The 22674-nt window shown below is 67.8% G+C and carries 17 protein-coding genes; 7 read left to right on the forward strand and 10 right to left on the reverse strand.

Going from position 1 to position 22674, the window contains the following annotated elements:
- Positions 1-129: 129 nt before the first annotated feature.
- Positions 130-606 carry a GAF domain-containing protein gene (locus SPHPH_RS0103820; protein WP_162143913.1) on the reverse strand — a complete coding sequence of 159 codons (477 nt, stop codon included), beginning with the start codon at positions 604-606 and terminating at the stop codon, positions 130-132.
- A 277-nt stretch (positions 607-883) separates the two neighbouring features.
- On the opposite strand from SPHPH_RS0103820, the gene SPHPH_RS18865 reads away from it, so the two are divergent.
- The 4 genes from SPHPH_RS18865 to SPHPH_RS0103840 all read left to right on the forward strand — a co-directional run bounded on the left by SPHPH_RS18865 (position 884) and on the right by SPHPH_RS0103840 (position 6511).
- Positions 884-2950, forward strand: coding sequence for a putative bifunctional diguanylate cyclase/phosphodiesterase (locus tag SPHPH_RS18865; RefSeq protein ID WP_156025815.1), 2067 nt, complete (start codon positions 884-886; stop codon positions 2948-2950).
- Between the two features lie 177 nt (positions 2951-3127).
- On the forward strand, positions 3128-4261 hold the full coding sequence (locus SPHPH_RS0103830) for a fumarylacetoacetate hydrolase family protein (RefSeq protein ID WP_028965495.1): 1134 nt from the start codon (positions 3128-3130) through the stop codon (positions 4259-4261).
- On the forward strand, positions 4258-5010 hold the full coding sequence (gene xylB / locus SPHPH_RS0103835) for a D-xylose 1-dehydrogenase (protein ID WP_028965496.1): 753 nt from the start codon (positions 4258-4260) through the stop codon (positions 5008-5010). The genes SPHPH_RS0103830 and xylB overlap by 4 nt, the downstream gene beginning before the upstream one ends.
- A gap of 58 nt (positions 5011-5068) precedes the next feature.
- Positions 5069-6511: a sugar porter family MFS transporter gene (locus SPHPH_RS0103840; RefSeq protein ID WP_420329298.1), complete on the forward strand. Its 1443-nt coding sequence runs from the start codon at positions 5069-5071 to the stop codon at positions 6509-6511.
- Positions 6512-6827: 316 nt separating this feature from the next.
- Here SPHPH_RS0103840 and SPHPH_RS0103845 read toward each other — a convergent pair whose 3' ends face one another.
- The 7 genes from SPHPH_RS0103845 to SPHPH_RS0103875 all read right to left on the reverse strand — a co-directional run bounded on the left by SPHPH_RS0103845 (position 6828) and on the right by SPHPH_RS0103875 (position 16811).
- Entirely contained in the window at positions 6828-9455 is a 2628-nt protein-coding gene (locus SPHPH_RS0103845; protein WP_028965498.1) for a M1 family metallopeptidase, read from the reverse strand.
- 245 nt (positions 9456-9700) lie between these two features.
- On the reverse strand, positions 9701-10516 hold the full coding sequence (gene kynA, locus SPHPH_RS0103850; RefSeq protein ID WP_028965499.1) for a tryptophan 2,3-dioxygenase: 816 nt from the start codon (positions 10514-10516) through the stop codon (positions 9701-9703).
- Complete coding sequence (gene kynU / locus SPHPH_RS0103855) at positions 10513-11706, reverse strand: kynureninase (protein WP_028965500.1); 1194 nt, start codon at positions 11704-11706, stop codon at positions 10513-10515. Before kynU ends, kynA begins: the two co-directional genes overlap by 4 nt.
- A 130-nt stretch (positions 11707-11836) precedes the next feature.
- Positions 11837-13381 (reverse strand): DHA2 family efflux MFS transporter permease subunit, encoded by a 1545-nt coding sequence (locus SPHPH_RS0103860; protein ID WP_028965501.1) that lies wholly within the window; start codon positions 13379-13381, stop codon positions 11837-11839.
- Positions 13382-13723: 342 nt separating this feature from the next.
- Positions 13724-14887 carry an HlyD/EmrA/EmrK family protein gene (locus SPHPH_RS0103865; RefSeq protein ID WP_028965502.1) on the reverse strand — a complete coding sequence of 388 codons (1164 nt, stop codon included), beginning with the start codon at positions 14885-14887 and terminating at the stop codon, positions 13724-13726.
- A complete protein-coding gene (locus SPHPH_RS18870) occupies positions 14884-16347 on the reverse strand; it encodes an efflux transporter outer membrane subunit (protein ID WP_081668491.1) in 1464 nt (487 codons plus the stop codon). Before SPHPH_RS18870 ends, SPHPH_RS0103865 begins: the two co-directional genes overlap by 4 nt.
- On the reverse strand, positions 16338-16811 hold the full coding sequence (locus tag SPHPH_RS0103875) for a MarR family winged helix-turn-helix transcriptional regulator (protein WP_051272816.1): 474 nt from the start codon (positions 16809-16811) through the stop codon (positions 16338-16340). Before SPHPH_RS0103875 ends, SPHPH_RS18870 begins: the two co-directional genes overlap by 10 nt.
- A 151-nt stretch (positions 16812-16962) precedes the next feature.
- On the opposite strand from SPHPH_RS0103875, the gene SPHPH_RS0103880 reads away from it, so the two are divergent.
- The 3 genes from SPHPH_RS0103880 to SPHPH_RS0103890 all read left to right on the forward strand — a co-directional run bounded on the left by SPHPH_RS0103880 (position 16963) and on the right by SPHPH_RS0103890 (position 20665).
- Positions 16963-19803: a M16 family metallopeptidase gene (locus SPHPH_RS0103880; protein WP_037488050.1), complete on the forward strand. Its 2841-nt coding sequence runs from the start codon at positions 16963-16965 to the stop codon at positions 19801-19803.
- An 11-nt stretch (positions 19804-19814) separates the two neighbouring features.
- Entirely contained in the window at positions 19815-20114 is a 300-nt protein-coding gene (locus tag SPHPH_RS0103885) for a hypothetical protein (RefSeq protein WP_028965505.1), read from the forward strand.
- A gap of 131 nt (positions 20115-20245) precedes the next feature.
- Positions 20246-20665 (forward strand): Dabb family protein, encoded by a 420-nt coding sequence (locus SPHPH_RS0103890; RefSeq protein WP_238302872.1) that lies wholly within the window; start codon positions 20246-20248, stop codon positions 20663-20665.
- A 119-nt stretch (positions 20666-20784) separates the two neighbouring features.
- Here the strand turns inward: SPHPH_RS0103890 and SPHPH_RS0103895 are convergent, their stop codons facing one another.
- Both SPHPH_RS0103895 and SPHPH_RS0103900 read right to left on the reverse strand, forming a co-directional pair.
- Positions 20785-21546: an ABC transporter permease gene (locus tag SPHPH_RS0103895; protein WP_028965507.1), complete on the reverse strand. Its 762-nt coding sequence runs from the start codon at positions 21544-21546 to the stop codon at positions 20785-20787.
- Positions 21543-22472, reverse strand: coding sequence for an ABC transporter ATP-binding protein (locus SPHPH_RS0103900; RefSeq protein ID WP_028965508.1), 930 nt, complete (start codon positions 22470-22472; stop codon positions 21543-21545). Before SPHPH_RS0103900 ends, SPHPH_RS0103895 begins: the two co-directional genes overlap by 4 nt.
- Positions 22473-22674: the final 202 nt, after the last annotated feature.

Consider the following 22674-nt stretch of genomic DNA (forward strand, 5'->3'; position numbering starts at 1 on the left):
ATGCGTTTTCGTTGCGGCACCCGTCCTCCGATGCCCGTCCGTGGAGCCTTCCGCGTCGAGCTTCGCGCTAGCTGCCCGCCCCGTCCCCGCGCCGCAAGCGAGAAAAAGACCAATTTCGCGGTGGGTGGATCAATTCGGCTGGGTAAAGATCCGCTCTGCCTGACGGGCCAGCGCGCCGAGTTCGTAGAGATCGGGCATCCGGTCGCGCGGCTTGTGGTCGATCACGCACAAGGCGCCGAGCGGGTAGCCGGCACGATCGACCAGTGGAATGCCGACGTAGAAGCGGATCGCGGGCGAGCCGCAGACGAACGGGTTGGAGGCGAAGCGCGGATCATGCGCGGCGTCCGGCACGATCATCGCCTCACCGGGGCGGTGGATCGCTAGCGCGCAGAACGACAGGGCACGCGGCACTTCGTCGTCGACCGGACCGCGCTTGGCGATCATCCACTGACGATTGCGATCGACCACGGAGATGGCCCCGATGGGCGTTTCGGCGAGATCGGCGGCCCGCTCGGCGATCTGCTGCAAGCGTTCATCCCAACGCTTGGCCGGAAGATCGAGCCGGTCCACCGCAGCTTGCCGCGCGGCTTCGTCGGCGATCATCATCTGGCCTCCCATGAACATTCTTTCGTAAGTCCTTGTTTACACGCCTTTTCCGCGAGTCGGACAGGGTAAAGAAGGCGACATTAATGTTACAATCCCGTTAATGTCACGTACATTAGGTGCGGCAGGCTGCCAAATCTCTGATGCAAGTTACTTGCACCGCCTTTGATATCGCTCATAAACCGGTAAGACTTCGTCGGGTACGCCAGACGACCGCGGAGGTTGTGTGCTGCCGACATCCTTATCGACTCGAGTCGCTGCTGCCTTTGGCGCCGTTTTGGTGCTGGGGTTGGCGTTGCTCGGCGGCGGGCTGGTGTTGGGACGCGCGATCTACGCCGAGAACGTCACGCTGGGACAGTTGACCGCGTTGCTGCAACTGGAGGAGCGGCAGGATCGCTTGCAGCGTCAGTTGCGCCTGGGCGTCGGCGAAGTGACGCGGATGGCCGAGCAGGGCCGCGCCATCCCAGAGCCGAAGTGGCGATCGGTCGGCATCGCGCTGTTGAAGTTCCACCGCGGCAATGCGCATCTCACGCCACGTCTGTCCGTGCCTGTGGACCTGCAGGGCCCGGTGGCGGCGCGGCGGGCGGCGGAGGCCGAATTCGCGACGCTTAGCCTGCGTCTGTTGCAGGGTGCGCGCAACGCCCCGGAGACGATCCCACGCCAGATGCCAGCCTTCCTTGCCGCGCTGCGCACGCTGGAGACGTCGCGCTCGGCGGTGCGGCGCCTGTTGATCGAGCGGATCGACACCGAATTGACGCGCAGCGCCAGCGGGCTGGCCTCGAACCTCGATCGCGCGCTGATCGGGGCGATTGCGGTGCTCGTGGTGGTGCTGCTCTGCATGGCCTGGCTGCGCCGGCGCGTGATCCGTCCGATCGTCGCGATCGCCGATGGTGTCCGCCGGCTGAGTCGCGGCGAGGATGCCGCCGTCGACCTGCCCGGCGCGGGGCGCGGCGACGAACTGGGCGATCTGGCGCGCGGGATCGCCGCCTATCGCAGCGCGGTGGAGGAACGCCGCCGCGCCGAACAGCATATCGACTTCCTTGCGCATCACGACATGCTGACCGGGCTGCCCAACCGCCTGCTGTTCGAGGAAAGGCTGGCGCAGGAGCTGCTGCGCGCGCCGCGCACGGGCGAGCGGGTGGCGGTGTTCGCGATCGATCTCGATGACTTCAAGTCGATCAACGATCGCTTCGGCCATGCCGGCGGCGACGAGGCGTTGCGCGCCGCCGCACAATTGTTGAGCGCCTGCGTCCGGGCGAGTGACATGGTCGCGCGGCTCGGCGGGGACGAATTCGCGATCGTGCAGGTTAGCAGCGACCAGCCCGCTCATGCCGAACTGCTGGTCCAGCGCATTCTGCGCGCCTGCGAGGCGACCGCGGGCGATGCGGTGCCGGTGCAGATGAGCATCGGCGTCGCGCTGTCGGGCGTCGAGCAGGAGGGCGAGGAGCTTTACAACCTTGCCGATATGGCGATGTATCGCGCCAAGGCGGAGGGGCGGCACACCGCGCGCTTCTTCGACGATCAGTTCAAGGAAGAGGTGCGGCTGCGCTGGCGGCTGTCGCGCGATCTGGAAGGCGCGGCCGAACGCGGCGAGCTATACCTCGCATTCCAGCCGATCGCCGATGCCGATACTTTGCAGGTGGTTGGGCAGGAGGCGCTGTTGCGCTGGGCGCATCCGGAGCTGGGTGAGATCAAGCCGGATCAGTTCATTCCGCTCGCCGAAGCGAGCGGGCGGATCGACACGATCGGGCTGTGGATGGCCGATCAGGCGATGGCCGCGGCGAGCCGCTGGCCCAATCATATCACGCTGGCGCTTAACCTGTCGGCGATCCAGTTCCGCCAGCCGGCGCTTGCGCACGAGTTGCTCGCACTGGCGCGACGCCACCGACTGGCGCCGACGCGGCTGGAGTTCGAGGTGACCGAAAGCGCGACGCTGCTCGACAAACGCCGTCAGCCGGTGCTGACCGTCCTGCGCACGCTTCAGCACCACGGTGCCGCGATCGTCATGGACGATTTCGGTACGGGCTATTCCTCGCTCGGCAACCTGCGCGATTTCCGGTTCGACAAGCTGAAGGTCGATCGCAGTTTTGTGGCGACGATGCTGGATCATGCACCGTCCGGCTCGATCGTGCGCAGCATCGCGGCGTTGGGCGCGAGCCTGGGTATCCCGATCGTCGCCGAGGGGGTGGAAGAGGCTGCGCAATTGGCACGGCTGCGTGAATGGGATATCCCGCAGGTGCAGGGCTTCCTGATCGGTCGCCCCTCACGCGAGGCAGTCCATTGCGCCGATCCCGCCGCCACCTTGTCCGCGCGCGCCATCGCGCCGCAATGGGTTGCGCGATCCTAGCGTCGTCGATCTGAAAATTGCTGCGGCAGAACGATGCGGCAGCATGTCATGACTGTTGACGCCGTGGGGGGTGGCGCTACCCATAGCCTCCGCGCGCCGTGCTGTTGCGGCGGCCGCTTGACTCGCGCCGCGATGCGGTGTTGTTAGCGCTATCAGGCTAAGAAGGTGGAGGGGATGATGGCGCAGCTTCACGACGCAATCGCGTCGGGCTTGCCGCAGGATTGGCGTTCGGGGCGATTTTTGGGGCGTGCGACCACGCCGGCCGGTCCGATCCCGCTGCTGGTGATCGACGGCGAAGCCTTTGATATGTCGGCGATAGCGCCGACGGTGTCGATGCTGGTCGAGACGGACGATCTGTCGGGGGCGGGCGGGAAGTCGCTCGGCGCGCTCGATACGGCTGAACTCGAACTACTTAGCCCGGTCGATCTGCAATGCGTGAAGGCGTGCGGCGTTACGTTCGCGGTGTCGGCGATCGAGCGCGTGATCGAGGAGCGCGCGCGCGGTGACTGGTCGGCGGCGGCGGAGATCCGCGGGCGGCTGGAGGCGCGCATGGGCGGGTCGATCCGCTCGGTGGTGCCCGGCACGCCCGAGGCGGCCGAGCTGAAGCGTGCGCTGATCGAGGACGGACTTTGGTCGCAATATCTGGAGGTTGCGATCGGTCCTGACGCCGAAGTCTTCACCAAGGCGCCCGTTCTGGCGACGGTCGGCGCGGGGGTTGACATTGGGATCCGGTCCGATTCGCACTGGAACAACCCCGAGCCCGAGGTCGCGTTGCTGGTGAACAGCCGTGGCGACGCGATCGGCGCGACGTTGGGTAACGACGTGAATCTGCGCGATTTCGAGGGGCGTTCGGCGCTGCTGCTCGGCAAGGCGAAGGACAATAACGCGTCCTGTTCGCTGGGGCCGCTGGTGCGGTTGTTCGACGACGGGTTCACGATCGATGACGTCCGGCACGCCGAGGTGCGACTGAACATTCACGGCGAGGACGGCTACGACCTCGACGGGGTCAGCAACATGGCCGAAATTAGCCGCGATCCGCTCGACCTGGTGCGCCAGACGTTGTCGGAACACCAGTATCCGGACGGCTTCGTGCTGTTCCTGGGCACGTTGTTCGCGCCGGTGCAGGATCGCGACGAACCGGGCCGTGGATTCACCCACAAGGTCGGCGACGTCGTCACGATCGAAAGCGCGAAGCTGGGCCGGCTCACCAACCGCGTCGTGACGTCGAAGGACGCCGCGCCGTGGACCGACGGAATCGGTGCACTGTTCCGCAACCTCGCGCAGCGCGGGTTGCTGGAGAGCGCCAAGTGAGCGGTCGCGCGAACTATCCGTCGCTGGCGGGCAAGCGGGTTCTCATCACCGGTGGCGCGACGGGGATTGGCGCGGGGCTGGTCGAGGCGTTCGCCGCGCAGGGGTCGCATGTCGCGTTCGTCGATGTGGCGGAGGAAGCGGGGCAGGCGCTTGCAGCGCGGCTCGGGGCGCAGACGCGTTTCATGCGTTGCGACCTGACCGATGTCGCGGCGCTGCCGGGGACGATCGGCGCGTTGGTCGAAAAGCTCGGCGGGCTCGACGTGCTCGTCAACAATGCCGCCAACGACGACCGGCATACGATCGCCGAGGTCACGCCGGCATACTGGGACGACCGGATGGCGGTGAACCTGCGCCACCTGTTCTTCGCCGCGCAGGCGGCGGTGCCGCATCTGAAGGCGGCGGGCGGCGGCGCGATCGTCAATTTCGGGTCGATCAGCTGGCATCTCGGGCTGCCCGAGCTGGTGCTGTATCAGACCGCCAAGGCGGCGATCGAGGGAATGACGCGCAGCATGGCGCGCGATTTGGGGCGCGACAATATCCGCGTCACCACGATCGTGCCCGGCAACGTCCAGACCCCGCGGCAGGAGAAATGGTACACCCCCGAAGGCGAGGCGGAGATCGTCGCGGCGCAATGCCTCGACGGGCGTATCCAGCCCGCCGACGTCGCGGCGCTGGCGCTGTTCCTCGCCTCCGACGACGCGCGGATGTGCACGGGGCACGAATATTTCGTCGATGCGGGCTGGCGCTGAACCGACCGGCGGCACTGACAAGAAACAAAACACGGATGGGAGCGGGACTGGGATGGCGATGGTGATGATGGAGCCGGGCGGACCGGCGGATCGCGAGGCCGCAATGGGGCAGGTGAACATGGGCTTCATCGCCGCGATCGTCGCGGTGGCGACGATCGGCGGCTTCATGTTCGGCTATGACTCGGGCGTCATCAACGGGACGCAGAAGGGGCTTGAGAGCGCCTTCGACCTCGGCAAGCTGGGGATCGGCGTCAATGTCGGCGCGATCCTGATCGGCTCGTCGATCGGTGCGTTCGGCGCCGGGCGGCTCGCCGACCGGATCGGGCGGCGCGGCGTGATGATGGGATCGGCGTTCCTGTTCCTCGTCAGCGCGCTGGTTGCAGGTGCGGCCTCGTCGTCGGTCATCTTCATCCTCGCGCGCATCGTCGGTGGGCTGGGTGTCGGCGCGGCGAGCGTCATCTCGCCGGTCTACATTTCCGAAGTGACGCCGGCGGCGATCCGCGGGCGGCTGTCGAGCTTGCAGCAGGTGATGATCATCACCGGGCTGACCGGCGCGTTCGTCGCGAATTTCGCGCTGGCGCGCTATGCTGGCGGGTCGACCGCGAGCTTCTGGTTCGGCTTTACCGCATGGCGGTGGATGTTCTGGCTGCAGGCGATCCCGGCGTTGGTGTATCTGCTCGCGCTGCTCGTGATCCCGGAAAGCCCGCGCTATCTGGTCGCGCGCGGGCGCGATGACGAGGCGCACAAGGTCCTGACGCGGCTGTTCGGCACCGCCGAAGCCGATCGCAAGGTGGGCGAGATCCGCGGCAGCCTCGCTGCCGATCAGCACCGCCCCAAGCTGTCGGACCTGAAGGACCGTACCACTGGCCGGATTCGCCCGATCGTCTGGGCGGGGATCGGGCTGGCGGTGTTCCAGCAGCTCGTCGGGATCAACGTCGTCTTCTATTATGGCGCGACCTTGTGGGAGGCGGTCGGCTTCTCCGAGGATTATGCGTTGCAGACCAACATCCTGTCGGGTGTGCTGTCGATCGCGGCGTGCGTGTTCACGATCTTCACCGTCGACCGGATCGGGCGCAAGCCGCTGCTGCTGATCGGCTCGGCGGGCATGGCGGTGACGCTGGCGGTGGTCGCCTGGGCGTTCTCGACCGCCGTCACCGACGCGGCAGGTGCGGTGAGCCTGCCGGGCAACAACGGCGTGATCGCGCTGATCGCGGCGAACCTGTACGTGATCTTCTTCAACGCCAGCTGGGGCCCGGTGATGTGGGTGATGCTGGGCGAGATGTTCCCGAACCAGATCCGCGGTTCGGGGCTGGCGGTGGCCGGGTTCGCGCAGTGGATCGCCAATGCGGCGATCTCGGTGAGTTTCCCGGCGCTGGCGGTGTCGCCGGGGCTGGCGGTGACGTATACCGGCTATGCGGTGTTTGCGGCGATCTCGTTCTTCTTCGTGCGCAAGATGGTGCACGAGACGCGCGGGCGCGAGCTGGAGGATATGCAGGGGTGAGGTTGCGGTTTTTGCGGTGAGAAGGGGGCGGTCGCTGCGGTGGCCGGCCCCTTTTTCTTTGGCTGGTCGATGGTTCGTCATTGCGAGCGTAGCGAAGCAATCCAGGGCCGGATCAGGGCGCCTTGGATTGCTTCGCTACGCTCGCAATGACGATTGATTTGCCGTTATCCCAGACCCTTCGGCGAAGCTCAGGAGAGCCTTGATCCGGGATCCCGCTTCTTCTGTTGCGTCGGAGAAGAAGCCGGGCCCCGGATCATGTCCGGGGCGACGAAGGAGGGGCGACGGGGCGACGAAGGAGGTTATGACGGACGGGGGCTCAGCCCGCCTTGGTCAGCTCCGCTTCGATTTCCGCGCCCTTGGCGGCTTTCAGCGCGACGCACTGGTTGATCGCGTCGAGCGTCTGGCCGAGTTCGAGTGCGCCGCCGCCGAGCACCGCCAGCTTCGGCCGGAACAGCGCCTCGACCGCCGCGGCCTTGTCGGCGCTGCAATAGCCCGCGAACGACAGCGGCAGGCGTGGGCGGCTGAAGGCGGGGATGCTGCCTGCGACCGCGTCGAAATTCTGCTGTAGCCGCGCGAACACCGCGTCGCGCCCGGCCGGGCGGATGGGCAGGGTACGCAGGATCGCGACGCGCTCGCTCGATTGCAGCGCCTGATCCTCGGTCAGCGACAGCGCGCGCGTCACCGCGGCGGGGGCGTCCGCCGCGCCCAATGCGCGCACCGCCTGCTGGCGGAACAGTGGATCGTTGCTGGCGAGCAGCGCGGCGCGGAGCTGGTCCATGAACGGCACGCCGAGGTCCTGCACCGCCGCGACGAACGCGACCGCGCGGTAGCTGGGGTCGAGCGCCTGGGCGTTGCCGGCCAGCGATGCCTGTGCGGCGGCGGTCAGCTGGCGGCGAACCTCGGCGTCCTTCGCGACGAAGGCGGCGTAGGAGACGAGCGACTGGCGCAACTGGCTCTGGCCGGTTTCTTCGCCAGTGTACCCGCCGGTGGTGAGCTTGAGTGCGCCGAGGCTGCGCAGCCGGGGCAGCGACAATTCGCCAGCGAGGCGACGCAGCCCGGCATCGGCGGCGGGGGTGAGCCCGAAGCGTTCGACGCCATCGATCGCCGAGGGCAGCAGCAAGGTTGCCGAGCGCTCGCGATGGTCGGCGAGTATCCGCGCGCTCGACACGACGCGCGCGAAGCTGGCGTTGCCGGCGGTGAAATCCGACCACAGGCTATCGGCCGCCGCCATCGCCTCGCGCGCCGGCAGCGCGGCGGCGCCGGCCATCAGCGTCTGCCATCCGGCATCGTCGAGGCTGTAGCGCCAATAGCCCGCGCCATCGGCGTTGGGAACCGCGAGGCCGTTGCCCTTGAGCGCGAGCGTGCCGGTTGCGCCGGTCAGCAACGTGCAGCTGCGCACCTCGCCCTGCCGCGCGCAGACCGGCACGTTCCATGTCTGCGGCGCGACGGCGGCGACGCCGATCGGACGGTAGCGCGCCTGCGCGATGCGCCAGCCGGCGCCGTCCTGACGGATGCTGATGACGGGGACGCCGGTCTGTTCGACGAAGCTGCGGAACACCGGCACGACGCCGGCATCGCCCGAGCCCTTGGCCATCGAGGCGAAGAAGTCGTTGGCGTCGGCATTGCCGTAGCGGAAGCGGTTGAGGTGATATTGCACGCCGCGGCGGAAGCGGTCGGGGCCGAGATAGCGTTCGACCATCGTCAGCACCTGCCCGCCCTTCTGATAGGTGATCGAGTCAAAGGCGCTGGACACCTCGTCGCTGCGCGTGATCTCCTGCCGGATCGGGCGGCCGACCGACTGGCTGTCGGTGTCCATCGCCGCGAGCGCCTCGGCGAGTTGGCCGACTTCGGTGCCGAGGCCGGGCTGCCACAGCTCGCCGACGCGGTTGCCGGCCCATTCGGCGAAGCTCTCGTTGAGCCAGATGTCGGTCCACCATGTCGGAGTGACGAGATCGCCGAACCATTGGTGCGCCAGTTCGTGCGCGACGACCATGCCGAAGTCGCTGCGCTGGCGCGCGGGGGCGTCGGGCGAGAGCAGCAGCAGCGTATCGTTGTAGGTGACGAGCCCGGCATTCTCCATTGCGCCGCTCATCACCGGCGAGGCGATCTGGTCGAGCTTCTCGAACGGATAAGGAATGCCGAAATAGTCTTCGTGGAGCGCGAGGATCTTCGGCCCTTCGCTGGCGGCGAGTTGCAGGCGTGCGGCCTGCCCCTTGGTGGCGATCGCGCTATAGGGGAGCGCGGTCTTGCGCACCGCATTGGCGGGGGCGTTGCCGGGGACGACGTCGAACGCGCCGACCGCGACGGCAACCAGATAGGTGGGCAGCGGCTTCGACGTGGCGAATTTGTGGACGGTCAGCCCGCCTCCGGCAGTGCCGTGCGCGATCTCGGGGGTGTTGGCGAAGACCTTTTGCGTGGTCGGCGCGGTGATGGTCAGCGTGAAGGGGGTTTTGAAGCCCGGCTCGTCGAAAGACGGGAACATGCGGCGCGCGTCGATCGGCTCGAACTGCGTCCAGGCGTACCATTCGTCGCCGACCTTGGCGCGGTACAGTCCTTCGCTGCCGGTCATGAACGGCGCGTCATAGTCGAAGGTGAGCGTGATGCGGCCGACGGGCAGTTCGCCGTCGAAGTCGAGCCGCGCGACGCCCGAGGCATCGACCTGCGTATAGCGCGCGGTCAGCGTGCGGCGGCCGGCGGTGGCGGTGACGTGGGTGACGTTGAGGTCGTTGCCGTGCAGGTACAGCGCGCGGGTGGCGCGGGCGATTTGTGTGTCGATCTCGGTATGGCCGGTGAAGCGCGGCTGCGTCGGGTCGATCGTGAGCGCGAGGCGGTAGGCGGTCGGGCGCGCGGCGTCGGTCAGGCGGCCGAGCGGGACGTCGGCGGTCTGCGCGGCGGCGGGCACGGTGAACAGCAACGCCGCGGAGGCGAGCAGCAAGGTTTTCATTGGATCAATCCCCTTCTCGGGTGAGATCGTAACAGCGGCGACGACCGGAGGGTAGCGGGTTGCTGGCAACGATCGTCGTTCGGGTGTTTATGCCTGATCGGCGCGATTTCGATCGACCGCCTCACCCGTTCGTCGCCCCGTACTTGATCCGGGGCCCCGCTTCTTCTTGGCGATCGTGGTAAAAGCGGGATCCCGGATCAAGTCCGGGATGACGAAAAGGGCGGGTGCCGGCGAATGTAGATCGCCTACAAGTGCGTGCGGACCGCCCATAGCTCGGGGAACAGCTCGACCTCCAGCATCCGGCGCAGGTAGGACACGCCGGCGGTGCCGCCGGTGCCGCGCTTGAGCCCGATCACGCGCTCGACGGTGGTGACGTGGTTGAAGCGCCAGCGGCGGAAATAATCCTCGAGATCGACCAGTTTCTCGGCGAGTTCGTAGAGCGGCCAGTGCGCTTGCGGATCGCGGTAGACGGTCGCCCAGGCGGCGGTGATCGCCTCGCTGGCGGCGTGCGGCGTGCGCCAGTCGCGCGCGGGGTCGGCGAGCAGTCCGGCGGCGTGGAGGCGGGTCAGCGCGGCGTCGTAGATGCTCGGCGCGGCGAGGATCGCCTCCAGTCGCGCGAGCGTCGCCGGGCGGTGGCGATGCGGGCCGAGCGTCGCGGCGGTGCGGTTGCCGCACAGATATTCGATCGCGCGATACTGCCACGATTGGAAGCCGGACGACTGGCCGAGCGCATCGCGGAAGGTGGTGTAATCGCTGGGCGTCATCGTGCGCAGCACGTCCCACGCGCCGTTGAGCTGTTCGAGGATGCGCGACACGCGCGCCAGCAGCTTGAACGCCTGTGGCAGCGCGCCGGACAGGATCGCGTCGCGCGCGCTTTCGAGTTCGTGGACTGCCAGCTTCATCCACAATTCGCTGGTCTGGTGCTGGATGATGAACAGCAGTTCGTCGTGCGCGTCGCTCAGCGGATGCTGCGCATCGAGCACGCGGTCAAGCGCGAGATAATCGCCATAGCCCATGCGGTCGGCGAAGTTGAGTTCGGCGTCGTGGTGGGTGTCGGTCATGTCACGTTCGCGCGCTGGTGGAAGTGCGGCTGGTCCCATGCGCCGGTGGTGAGGATGTCGGCGAGGATGGCGGCCGCCTGTGCGACCTCGTCCTCGGTCAGGTACAATGGCGTGAAGCCGAAGCGGAGGACGTCCGGCGCGCGGACGTCGCCGATCACGCCGCGCGCGATCAGCGCCTGCATCACCGCATAGGCGTGCGGGTGCGTGAAGCTGACCTGGCTGCCGCGCGCGTGCGGGTCGCGGGGGGAGGCGAGCGTGACCTGCGGGCAGTGCGCCTCGACCTCGCGGATGAAGCGTTCCGACAGGCGGATCGAGGCGGCGCGCAGGTCGGCCATGTCTACGTCGTCCCAGGCGTCGAGCGCGGCGTCGAGGATCGACAGCGCGACGATCGGCGGGGTGCCGACGCGCATCCGCGCGACCCCGGGGGCGGGGCGGTAGCCGCGCTCGAACGCGAACGGCGCGTCATGCCCGAACCAGCCGGCGAGGATCGGCTGCGCGACATCGGCATGTTCGGGCGCGACGTGGATGAAGGCCGGCGCGCCGGGACCGCCGTTGAGATATTTGTAGGTGCAGCCGACCGCAAAATCGGCACGCGCTGCGGTGAGGTCGATCGGTAGTGCGCCCGCGGAATGCGCGAGGTCCCAGACGGTCAGCGCGCCCGCCGCGTGCGCGCGGGTGGTGAGCGCGGGCATGTCGTGGAGGCGGCCGGTGCGGTAATCGACCTGCGTGAGCATCACGACCGCGACGCTGTCGTCGATCGCCTCGGCGACCTGCTCGGGGGCCACGACCTTTACCTCCAGTCCGCGGTTCAGCGCCTGCGTCAGTGCATCGGCGATATAGAGGTCGGTCGGGAAATTGCCGGTGTCGGACAGGACCACACGCCGCTCCGGGCGGAGTGCCAGCGCTGCGGCGAGCGCCTGAAAGACCTTGATCGACAGCGTGTCGCCGGTGGTGACGGTGCCGGGCGGCGCGCCGATCAGTCGCGCGATCCGGTCGCCGACGCGCGCGGGGAGGGTGGTCCAATCGGCGTCGTTCCATGCGCGGATTAGGCGGTCGCCCCACTCGGCGCGCAGTACGTGAGCGGCGCGCGCCTCGGCGGCGAGCGGCAGCGGGCCGAGCGAGTTGCCGTCGAGGTAGATCACGCCTTCCGGCAAATGGAACAGCGCGCGGGTGGCGGCGAAATCGGTCATGCGGGGAGGGTAGGGTTGTTACGGGGGATACGGAAGCCCCCCTCCCGTCATCCCGGACCTGATCCCAGATCCGCTATTCCTTCTTCTAAGAAGAAGCGGGGCCCCGGCTCAAGGCGGAGGCGACGACGGGTTAATCCGCCGCGACCGGCCCGTGCTGCGGTTTGGGGCGACGGCAGAGCCAGATTGGGACGATCAGCACCGCGGCCAGCCATGCCGATAGGCGGAACAGATCGGTCGAGGACAGCAGATACGCCTGCCCGACCATCTGGCGCGTCACCGCGGCGGCGGCCTGTTGCGTGGTCATGCCGAGCTTCTGCAAATTCTCCGCTGCCATCTGCCAGCCCATGCCGTTGCCGATCGCCTCCGCCAGCCGCGACTGGTGGAGCGCCTCGCGGCGGTCCCATGCGGTCGAGATCAGCGAGGCGGCGAACCCGCCGGCGACGATCCGGCCGAAGTTGGAGATGCCGGTCGCCGACGGGATCTTCTCGGGCGGGATGCCGTCGAGCAGGATCGTCAGCATCGCGAGGAAGAAGGTCGCCATCGACACGCCCTGCACCAAGAGCGGCAACATCAGGTCGAAGAACGTCGCCTGCGTCGTGAAGCCCGAGCGCATCCAGTAACTGATCGCGAAGCCGGCGAAGGCAATGGTGGCAAGGATGCGCGCGTCGACCTTGCCCGACAGCCGCGCGATGAGCGGGGTCAGGATCACCGCCACCAGCCCGCTGGGTGCGGCGACCAGCCCGGCCCAGGTCGCGGTATAGCCCATCTGGGTCTGCAGCCACAGCGGCAAGATCAGGATGTTGGCGAAGAACACCGCATAGCCGAGCGCGAAGGCGAGGTTGCCGATCCAGAAGTTGCGGCGCGTGAACAAGGTCAGGTCGACGGTCGGGTTGGCGTCGGTCAGTTCCCAGATCACCCAGGCGACGAAGCCGATGATCGCGACGATCGACAGCACGACGATCAGCGGATCGTTGAACCAGTCGGCATTCTTGCCGAGATCGAGCATCACCTGCAACGACCCGACCCACAGCACCAGCAAGCCGAGCCCGACGGTGTCGATCGGCAATTGCGCGGTCGGCGTCTCGCGGTCGCCCAGCCGCGTCCAGCAGATGAAGGCGGTGATGATGCCGAAGGGGACGTTGATCAGGAAGATCCACGACCAGTGATAATTGTCGGAGATATAGCCGCCGAGGATCGGGCCCATGATCGGCGCGACCAAGGTGGTCATCGACCAGATGCCGAGCGCGGTCGAGCGTTTGTCGGACGGGAAGATCGCGATCAGCAGCGCCTGGCTGCCCGGCATCATCGGCCCCGACACCGCGCCCTGCATGACGCGGAACAGAATCAGCGACGGCAGGTCCCACGCGATCCCGCACAGGAACGAGGCGAGCGTGAACAGCGCCACCGAGGTGCAGAAGACGCGCACCACGCCGAAGCGGCGCATCAGCCACCCGGTGAGCGGCACCGCGACCCCGTTTGCGACCGCGAAGGCGGTGACCACCCAGGTCGAATTGTCGCTGGAGACGCCTAGATTGCCGGCGATCGTGGGAAGGGAGACGTTGGCGATCGTCGAATCGAGCACCATCATGAAGGTGCCGAGCGCGAGCGCCAGCGCGGTGACGCCGAGCCGCGCGCCGGTGAGTGGCGGCGGGCCGGCGGGGGGTGCGCTAGCCATTCATGATGCTCCCACCGCTTGCGTCACTCACCACCGTCATTCCCGCGGAGGCGGGAATCCAGAACCTCTGACGCTGCGCCTCTTGCCGAGGGCTCCGCGGGTCTGGATCCCCGCCTTCGCGGGGATGACGGAGGGAAGCGGCGGTAAGCGGCGGCGGGCCGGGTCGTGATGAGCTGGCCATTTATAATGTTCCCACGCTGCGGCCATTCGTCACCGTCATTCCCGCGGAGGCGGGAATCCAGACCCGCTGACGTCGCGCTTCCAGCTGAGCCCTCCGCGCGTCTGGATTCCCGCCTTCGCGGGAATGACGAGGAGGGCCGGGGGAATGACGAAGAGGGCTCATTACCGGTTCGCCGCCACGATGCGGCGGATCGCGGCTTCGACCTGCGGGTCGCTGCCGGTGGTCGTGTCGCCCTGATAGGGCGTCGTCGCGGCCTGCGCGAGTTGCGGGCCGCCGAGGTTGGCGGTGTCGATCGTCGCCTTGACCGACAGGCCGACACGCAGCGGATGCGTGCGGAGTTCGCGCGGGTCGAGCGCGATGCGGACGGGGAGGCGCTGGACGATCTTGATCCAGTTGCCGCTGGCGTTCTGCGGCGGGAGCAGCGCGAAGGCGTTGCCGCTGCCCGCCGACAGGCCGACGACGCGGCCGTGGAACTTGACGTCGCCGCCGTACATGTCGGAGGTCAGCTCGACCGGCTGCCCGATGCGGACATCCTTGAGTTGCGTCTCGCGGAAGTTGGCGTCCACCCACACGCGGTCGAGCGGGACGATCGCCATCAGCGGCGTGCCGGCGTTGACCTGCTGACCGACCTGCACCGTGCGCTGCGCCACCACGCCCGCGATCGGCGCGGTCATGTGCATGTGGCTGCGCGTGATCGCGGCGCGGCGATAGGCGGCGATGGCGCTCAGCACCGCGGGGTTGGTGTTCACGTCGGTACCCTGCACGGTCGCCTGCGCCTGCTGCCGTTGTTCGCGTGCGAGGCGGAGGTTGGCCTGCGCGACCTTCACCGCATCGGCGGCGTGCGACAGTTCCTCGCCCGACACCGCGCCCTGCGCGGCGGCGGAACGACGGCGTGCGTAATCGGCCTGGGTGCGCGACAGTTCGGCCTGCGCCTGGACGATCCCGGCATCGCTTTGCCCGACGCGCGTGAAGTCGGCGCGCGTGCTGCGGACCGCGCGCGCCAGCTCGGCGGCGGCGGCGGCGACGTTGACGTCGGCGGTGGTCGGATCGAGGTCGATCAGCGGCTGCCCGGCCGTCACCGCCTGCGTGTTGTCGGCGCGGAGCGCGGTGACGGTGCCCGGATCGCGCGCAGTGATCGCGACCACGTCGCCCGCGACATAGGCGTCGTCGGTTTCCTGTTCGGGCGGGCTGAAGAAGAAGTGCATGACCGCCCAGACGATCGCGGCGATCGCGACCAGCACCGCGAGGATGGTGAGCGCACGGCGACGCGCGGCTGGCTTGCCGGTGGGAGCCGGGGCGGGAGCGGGAGTGGCGGTGTCGGTCATCGGGCAGCGTCCTGAACGGGGTCGAAGCCGCCGCCGAGCGCGGTGGCGAGTTGCGCGCGCGCGGCGAGCGCGTCGATGGAGAGGCTGGCATCGGCCAGCTCGGCATCGAGCAGGCGGACGTCGTTGTCGACCAGATCGAGCCGGCTGTTGAGCCCGCTGGCGACGCGGATCGTGTTGAGGCGGTTGGTCTCCGCGAAGCCGGCGGTCACCTGACGCTGGCTAACCCGCGCGGTGTCGGTGGCGCGGACCTGTGCGATCGCGTCGGCGACCTGTCGTGCGGCGGTGACGACCGCGTCATTATACTGCGCGGTTGCGACGTCGAGCGCCGCGGTGGCGCCGGCCAGATCGGCACGGCGGCGTCCACTGTCGAACAACGGCAGGTGGAAGGCCGCGCCACCACCTGCAGTGCCGGATTCGAGATCGACGAAATTGCCGAAACCGATCGCCTGCAGCCCGACCAGCGCCGACAGGTTGATGTTGGGATAGAAAGCCCGCCGCGCGACCTGTCGCTCGGCCCCGGCGGCGGCGATCCGCGCCTGCGCCGCGGCGATGTCGGCACGGCGCGCGAGCAGGTCGGCGGGGATCGCGGCCGGCACCGGCAGCGCGGTGTCGGTGGCGAGATGCGTCACGCCGATCGTCGCGGCATAGTCGCTGCCGCGCCCGGCGAGCGCCGCCAGCGCGTTGGTGGCGAGCACGCGCGCCGCCTGCGCCTGCACCAGCGCGAGCCGTGCCTGGGCGAGCAGCGTGCCGGCGGCGGTGACGTCGATGCGGCTGGCGAGCTGGTTGCGCTCACGCACCTGCACCAGCGACAGCGAGCCCTCGCGCGCCTTGATCGTGCGCGCGGCGATCGCGGCGCGGCGTTCGGCGCGCGCGACCTCGACGTAATTCTGCACTACCGCCCCGGCGAGCATCAGCCGCGCGGCGGCGACATCATAGCCGGCGGCGCGCGTCTGCGCCGCGGCGGCCTCGATCGCGGCCTTCTGTCGCCCGAACAGGTCGAGGTTCCACGACAGCCCGGCCTGTGCGGTGCCGAGCGCTCGGACGGTGCCGGCATAGGGCGGCGGGATCGTGTAATTGCCTGACAGTCGCGTGCCCTGCACCTGCGCATCGGCATCGACCGACGGGCGGCGCTCGGCATCCTGTCGCTCCAGCGCGCCCTGCGCCTGACGGACCCGCGCCGCAGCGATGTCTAGCGACGGATTGCCGGCGAGCGCGTCGGCGACCAGTCGGTCGAGCTGCGGATCGCCGATCGCGTGCCACCAATTGGGGGCGAGCTGCACCGACGGTCCGGCGAGCGCCAGCGCGGCCGGCGTCTTCATTTCGACGGCGGTGTGCGAGGCGGGGGCGGCGCAACCGGCGAACAGCAGCGCCACCGCCGCGGCGAGCCCGGCGCGGGCGCGCGCAAGGCTGCACAACGCGCGCGGCGGGGCGGCGCGATGGGCGGACGGGATCAGGGGCATGGCACATTGTCCTCCAGCGTGCGGCGCAGCTTCTGCATCAGCGCGATCAGCGTTTCGACCTCGGCGTCGGTCCAGCCGTTGAAACAGCGGTTCCAATGTTCGATCACGATGTCGCGGCAGCGAAAGGTGGCTTCGCGTCCGGCAGGGGTCAGCGACAGATGCACCACGCGGCGATCGTCGGCCGAGCGCGTCCGCTCGACCAGCCCCTTCTCCTCCAGCGTGTCGATCAGCCGGGTCATCGCGCCTTTATCGTGCGCCATTCCGCGCGCGAGCGTGGCACAGGTAGGCGCCGGGCAATGGTGGATCGTCATCATCGCCGACCATTGCGAGGTGTTCAGCTCCTCGTCCGCCAGCATGCGGTCGAGCAGCGCGGTCATCGTCTGGTTACACGTCTTAATGAGGTACCCGACCGATCGATCCGGCGTGTAGGTCTCGGGATCGTAGAAGCTCATGACCGTTGCCATGGCAACCATTGCCGGGGCAGTCAATGACTTTGTTTCGTAACATTGCTGGATTTGAATGGTATCGAAAACGGGTCAGTCGTCGCGCTTGCGGCGGATGCGGCTGTCGCTATGGTTTCGACCGACACTTCATTTCCCCGGGGGAGCATCAACGTTGGCTTATCGCGCATTCCTGGCTGCCGGATCGGCGCTGGCGGCTTTGACGACCCCCGTTCTGGCCCAGAATACACCGGCTGCCGCCCCCGCGCCGGTATCGCAACTGGTGAAGGCGGTCGACATTCCGTATCAGCAGTTTACGCTGAAGAACGGCCTGCGCGTGATCGTCCATACCGACCGCAAGGCGCCGATCGTGGCGGTCAGCGTCTGGTACGATGTGGGGTCGAAGCACGAGCCGCAGGGCAAGACCGGCTTCGCGCACCTGTTCGAGCATTTGATGTTCAACGGCAGCGAGAACGCGCCGGGCGACTTCTTCGAGCCGCTGCAACAGGTTGGTGCCACCGACTTCAACGGCACGACCTATTTCGACCGCACCAATTATTTCGAGACGGTGCCGACCGCGGCGTTGGCGCGCGCGCTGTTCCTCGAGTCGGACCGGATGGGCTATCTGACCGGCGCGATCACGCAGGGCGTGCTGGATGAGCAGCGCGGCGTGGTGCAGAACGAGAAGCGTCAGGGCGACAACCAGCCGTACGGACTGCTCCGCTACAAGGCGACCGAGGGGCTGTTCCCGGCGACGCACCCTTATGGGCACACCACGATCGGCTCGATGGCCGATCTCGACCAGGCGAGCCTCGCCGACGTCAAGAACTGGTTCAAGAGCCATTACGGGCCGAACAATGCGGTGCTGGTGCTGGCCGGCGACGTCGATGTCGCGACCGCCCGCCCGCTGGTCGAAAAGTATTTCGGTTCGATCGCCGCCGGGCCGAAGAGCGTCGCGCCGCCTGCGCCGATCCCGGCATCGCTGCCCGGGCCGGCGAAGGAAGTGATGAAGGACCGCGTCGCCGCGACCCTGATCATGAAGGAATGGGCGGTGCCGGGCCTCAACGACAAGGATTCGGCGTCGCTGGAGGTCGCAGCAGGCGTGCTCGGCGGGCTGGCCAGCTCGCGGCTGAGCAACGTGCTGGTCAAGGGCGAGAAGCTCGCGGTGCAGACGCAGGCCGAATATGAGTCGTTCGCGCAGGTCGGCACGTTCCAGATCACCACGCTGGTCCGCCCCGGCGTCGACCCCGCGACCGTCTCGGCGCGGATCGACCAGCTCGTCGCCGACTTCATCAAGAACGGGCCGACCGCCGATGAGGTGAACCGCTACGTCACCAGCACCGTGTCGGGCCGCATCGACGGGCTGGAAGCGGTCGGCGGGTTCGGCGGCAAGGCGGTCGCGCTGGCGGAGGGCGCGCTCTATTCGAACGATCCGGGCTTCTACAAGAAGCAGCTCGCCGAACTGGCGGCGCAGACCCCCGCGACCGTGAAGGCGGCGACGGCCAAATGGCTGACGCGGCCGTCCTATCAGCTCGACATCGTCAACGGCGACCGTGACGCTTACGCCGAATCGAAGGCGGTGCCGCCGGCCAAGGTGGTCGAGGCGCCCGAGCAGCCGGCGAAGGGCACGCGCGGCCCGATCCCGGCGGTCGGTGAGGTTGCCGGCCTGTCGTTCCCGACGGTCGAGCGCACCCGGCTGTCGAACGGGATCGAGCTGGTCTACGCCAACCGCGCGGTCGTGCCGATCACGCAGGCGGTGCTGAGCTTCGATGCGGGCATCGCCGCCGATGTCGCGGACAAGCTGGGCACGCAGCAGCTGACGCTGGCAATGATGGACGAGGGCACGAAGCGGCTGAACTCGATCCAGATCGCCGAGGCGCGCGAGCGGCTGGGCGCGTCGATCTCGAGCGGGAGCAGCCCGGATCGCACGACGCTGTCGCTGCGCGTCCCGAGCGCGAACCTCGAAGCGGGTACGGAATTGTGGGCGGACATCGCACGGACGCCCGCCTTCCCGGAAAGCGAGCTGGCGCGCGTCAAGTCGCAGCAGCTGGCCGAAATCGCGCAGGAGCTGACCAGTCCGCAGGGGCTGGTGCAGCGCGTGTTGCCGAAGCTGGTGGGGCCGGGTTCCCCTTACGCCAAGGCGCAGGGGGCGGGCGATGCGGCGGCGGTGCAGGGGCTGACCCGCGCGGAGCTAATCGCGTTCCAGCAGGCGTGGCTGCGGCCCGACAAGGCGAAGATCTTCGTCGTCTCCGACCGCCCGCTCGCCGAGATCCGGCAGGTGATGGAGGCGCGGTTCGGCGACTGGAAGCCGGCCGGCGCGGCCGGTGCGAAGACGTTCCCGCCCGCGGTCACGTCGGTGTCGCCGCGGATCGTGCTGGTCGACCGTCCCGCCAGCCCGCAGTCGATGATCGCGGCGGGGGTGCAGACCGGGCTGAAGGGCACCGACGATCTGCTTCCGGTGCAGGTCGGCAACGATGCGCTGGGCGGCAGCTTCCTCGGCCGGCTCAACATGGACCTGCGCGAGGACAAGCATTGGTCCTACGGGGTGCGCGGGAGCTTCAGCCGCAACGCCGAGGCGGCGCCCTATGTCATGTATGCGCCGGTGCAGGCCGACCAGACCGGTCCTTCGGTCACGGCGCTGCGCAACGACGTGACGCAATATCTGTCCAGCAAGCCGATGACGCAGGACGAATTCACCCGCGCGATCAACGCCGGCACACGCTCGCTGTCGGGCAATTTCGAGACGTCGGAGGACGTGCTGTCCGCGATGCAGTCGAACGACCTCTACAAGCGTCCCGACGATTATTATGCGACGATCACGCAGAAATATCGCGCGCTGACGTTGCCGCAGGTGAATGCGGCGACCAAGGCCGCGATCGATCCGGCGAAGTTCGTATGGGTCGTGGTCGGCGAGGCCGCCAAGGTGAAGCCGCAGCTTGACTCGCTGGGCCTGCCGGTCGAGGTCATCCCGGCTGCCGCGGTGGCCGGAACGCCTCCGGCGCCCGCCGCCAAGTAAGGAGTAACACGATGGCCGGAGTGGATGGTACCTACGATTGCACGGTGAAGTCGCCGCTCGGCGATCAGAAGCTGACGCTGACCGTCACGCAGTCGGGCAATGCGTTCACCGGGCAAGCATCGGGCGCGATGGGGGCGTCGGACGTCAACGGCACCGTCGACGGCAACACGCTGGCCTGGAAGCAGCAGATGACGGTGCCGATGCCGATGACGCTCGACATTACCGCGACGGTGGATGGCGACACGATCACCGGCAGCGTCGGCGCGGGCGCGTTCGGCAGCTTCCCGCTGTCGGGGACGCGTACCGCCTGACCGCGGGCCGGCCTTTTCTGGGCTGACGGACGGCGCGGCAGGAGCGATCCTGCCGCGCCGTACGACTATTTGGCGCTGGCAACTCCTTGTCACGCGAGGCACATCCCGCCGCGACACAAGGGAGACAGGCCGTGGATGCGGGACGCAGGGAGATGATGGCGATGATGGCGATCGGTGGCGCGGGGATGGTTGGCGCTCTTTCGGGTGGCGAGGCGCGGGCGGCCGCCGCGCCGGTGCCCGCCAAGGTGGTGCATCACGTGTTCTTCTGGCTGAAGGATCCGACCTCGACCGCCGATCGCGACCGGCTGATCGCCGGATTGCGCACGCTGGCGGCGATCCCGGTAATCCGTGCGCTGCATATCGGCGTGCCGGCGGATACCGAGGCGCGCGATGTGGTCGATGGCAGCTATCAGGTATCGGAGCTGATGTTCTTCGACAGCGTGCCCGACCAGAAGGCCTATCAGGATCATCCAATCCACCGCCAGTTCGTCGCCGATTGCGAGCCGTTGTGGCGCAAGGTGACGGTGTACGACACCTTGCGGGCCGACTGACCGGCACGGCCGGTTGGCGGCGACACGACCGGCCGACGTAGATTCAACACCCTTCTTGTCGCGTCATCCCGGGCTTGATCCGGGATGACGGCTCTTGCGGCGGTTGATGGCGCGCGCGGTCAGCTCTTCAGCCGCCAGCCGGTGCGGAAGATCGTGACCACCGCGGCGAGGCACAGCGCCGCGAACCCCAGCGTCACCGCGACGCACAGCGCGAACGACACGTCGCTCTGTCCGAAGAAGGTCCAGCGGAAGCCGTTAATGAGATAGGCGACCGGATTGAACAACGTCACCGTCCGCCACGGCTCGGGCAGGACGTCGAGCGAGTAGAAGGCGCCGCCGAGGAAGGTCAGCGGGGTAACGACCAGCAGCGGGATGATCTGCAACTGCTCGAACCCGTTCGCCCAAATGCCGAGGCAGAAGCCGAACAGTGCGAAGCTGGCCGTGACCAGCAGCAGGTAGAGCAGCATCAGCAGCGGATGCGCGACGTGCAGGTCGACGAACAGGTGCGCGGTGGCGAAGATCACCATCGCGATCACCATCGACTTGGTCGCCGCCGCGCCGACATAGCCGAGCACCGTTTCGATCGGCGACAGCGGGGCCGATAGCAATTCGTAGATCGTGCCGGTGAATTTCGGCATGTAGATGCCGAGGCTGGCGTTGAAGATGCTCTCCGAAAAGATCGTCAGCAGCATCAGTCCGGGCACGATGAACGCGCCATAGCTGATGCCGTCGACGCCGCGCATCTGCGACCCGATCGCCGCGCCGAAGACGATGAAATAGAGCGTGGTGGTGATGACCGGCGTCGCGAGGCTGGTCCAGATCGTCCGCCCGAACCGCGCCATCTCGAAGCGATAGATCGCCCAGATCCCGTGCAGGTTCATGCGCGCTCTCCCACCAGATCGACGAAGATGTCCTCAAGGCTCGACTTGCGCGTTTCGAGGTCGCGAAAGGCAATATGTTGCTGCGCCAGCCGTTCGAGCAGCCGTGGGATGCCGGTATCCTCGGCCTTGGCATCGAAGATGTAGCGCAGTGTATGCCCCTCGTCCTCCAGCGTCAGCGGCCAGTCGGATAGCGCCGCCGGGATCGCGGTCATCGGTTCGACCAGCGTCAGGTCCATCTGGCGCTTGCCGAGCTTGGCCATCAGCGCGTTCTTCTCCTCCACCAGCAACAACTTGCCGCCAGTGATGACGCCGACGCGATCCGCCATCTCCTCGGCTTCCTCGATATAATGCGTGGTCAGGATGATGGTCGCGCCCTGTTCGCGCAGCCGGTGAACCAGCTTCCACATGTCGCGGCGCAGCGCGACGTCGACGCCGGCGGTCGGCTCATCGAGGAACAGGATCTGCGGCTCGTGCGCCAGCGCCTTGGCGATCAGCACGCGGCGCTTCATCCCGCCCGACAGGTCCTTGATCTTCGAATGCCGCTTTTCCCACAGCGACAGATCACGCAGTACCTGTTCGATATAGTCGGAATGGCCCGAGCGCCCGAACAGCCGGCGCGAGAAGGTGACGGTGGCGAGCACGCTTTCGAACTGGTCGGTCGCCAGCTCCTGCGGCACCAGCCCGATCGCGCGGCGGGCGGCCTTGTAGTCGCGGGTCACGTCGTGGCCCGCGACAGTGACGGTGCCGGCACTGGGGGTGACGATCCCACAGATGATGCTGATGAGCGTCGTCTTGCCCGCGCCGTTCGGCCCAAGCAGCGCGAAGATTTCGCCACGGTTGACGGTCAGGTCAACGGTGCCGAGCGCGGTCGGGCCGTTCTTGTAGGTCTTCGACACACCCGCGACGGTGAGAATCGGTTCCGGCATTGCGCCCCCTGAACAATGATCGAGATCGTTACGCCGATGGGGGGCAATCGTTCCGCCATCGTGCCGCGGGCGCTTGCCGGCAACTGCGTCGGCGTCGCGCATTTCGCCACAATCGTTTGAACTTAACCACGATCCTCAATCTGTATCATTATGGGGCGCGCGGAAAGCGATCGGCCTTGGAGCCCGGCCGCTAAGCGCTTCT

This window comes from Sphingomonas phyllosphaerae FA2 (assembly GCF_000427645.1).
Lineage (GTDB): Bacteria > Pseudomonadota > Alphaproteobacteria > Sphingomonadales > Sphingomonadaceae > Sphingomonas > Sphingomonas phyllosphaerae.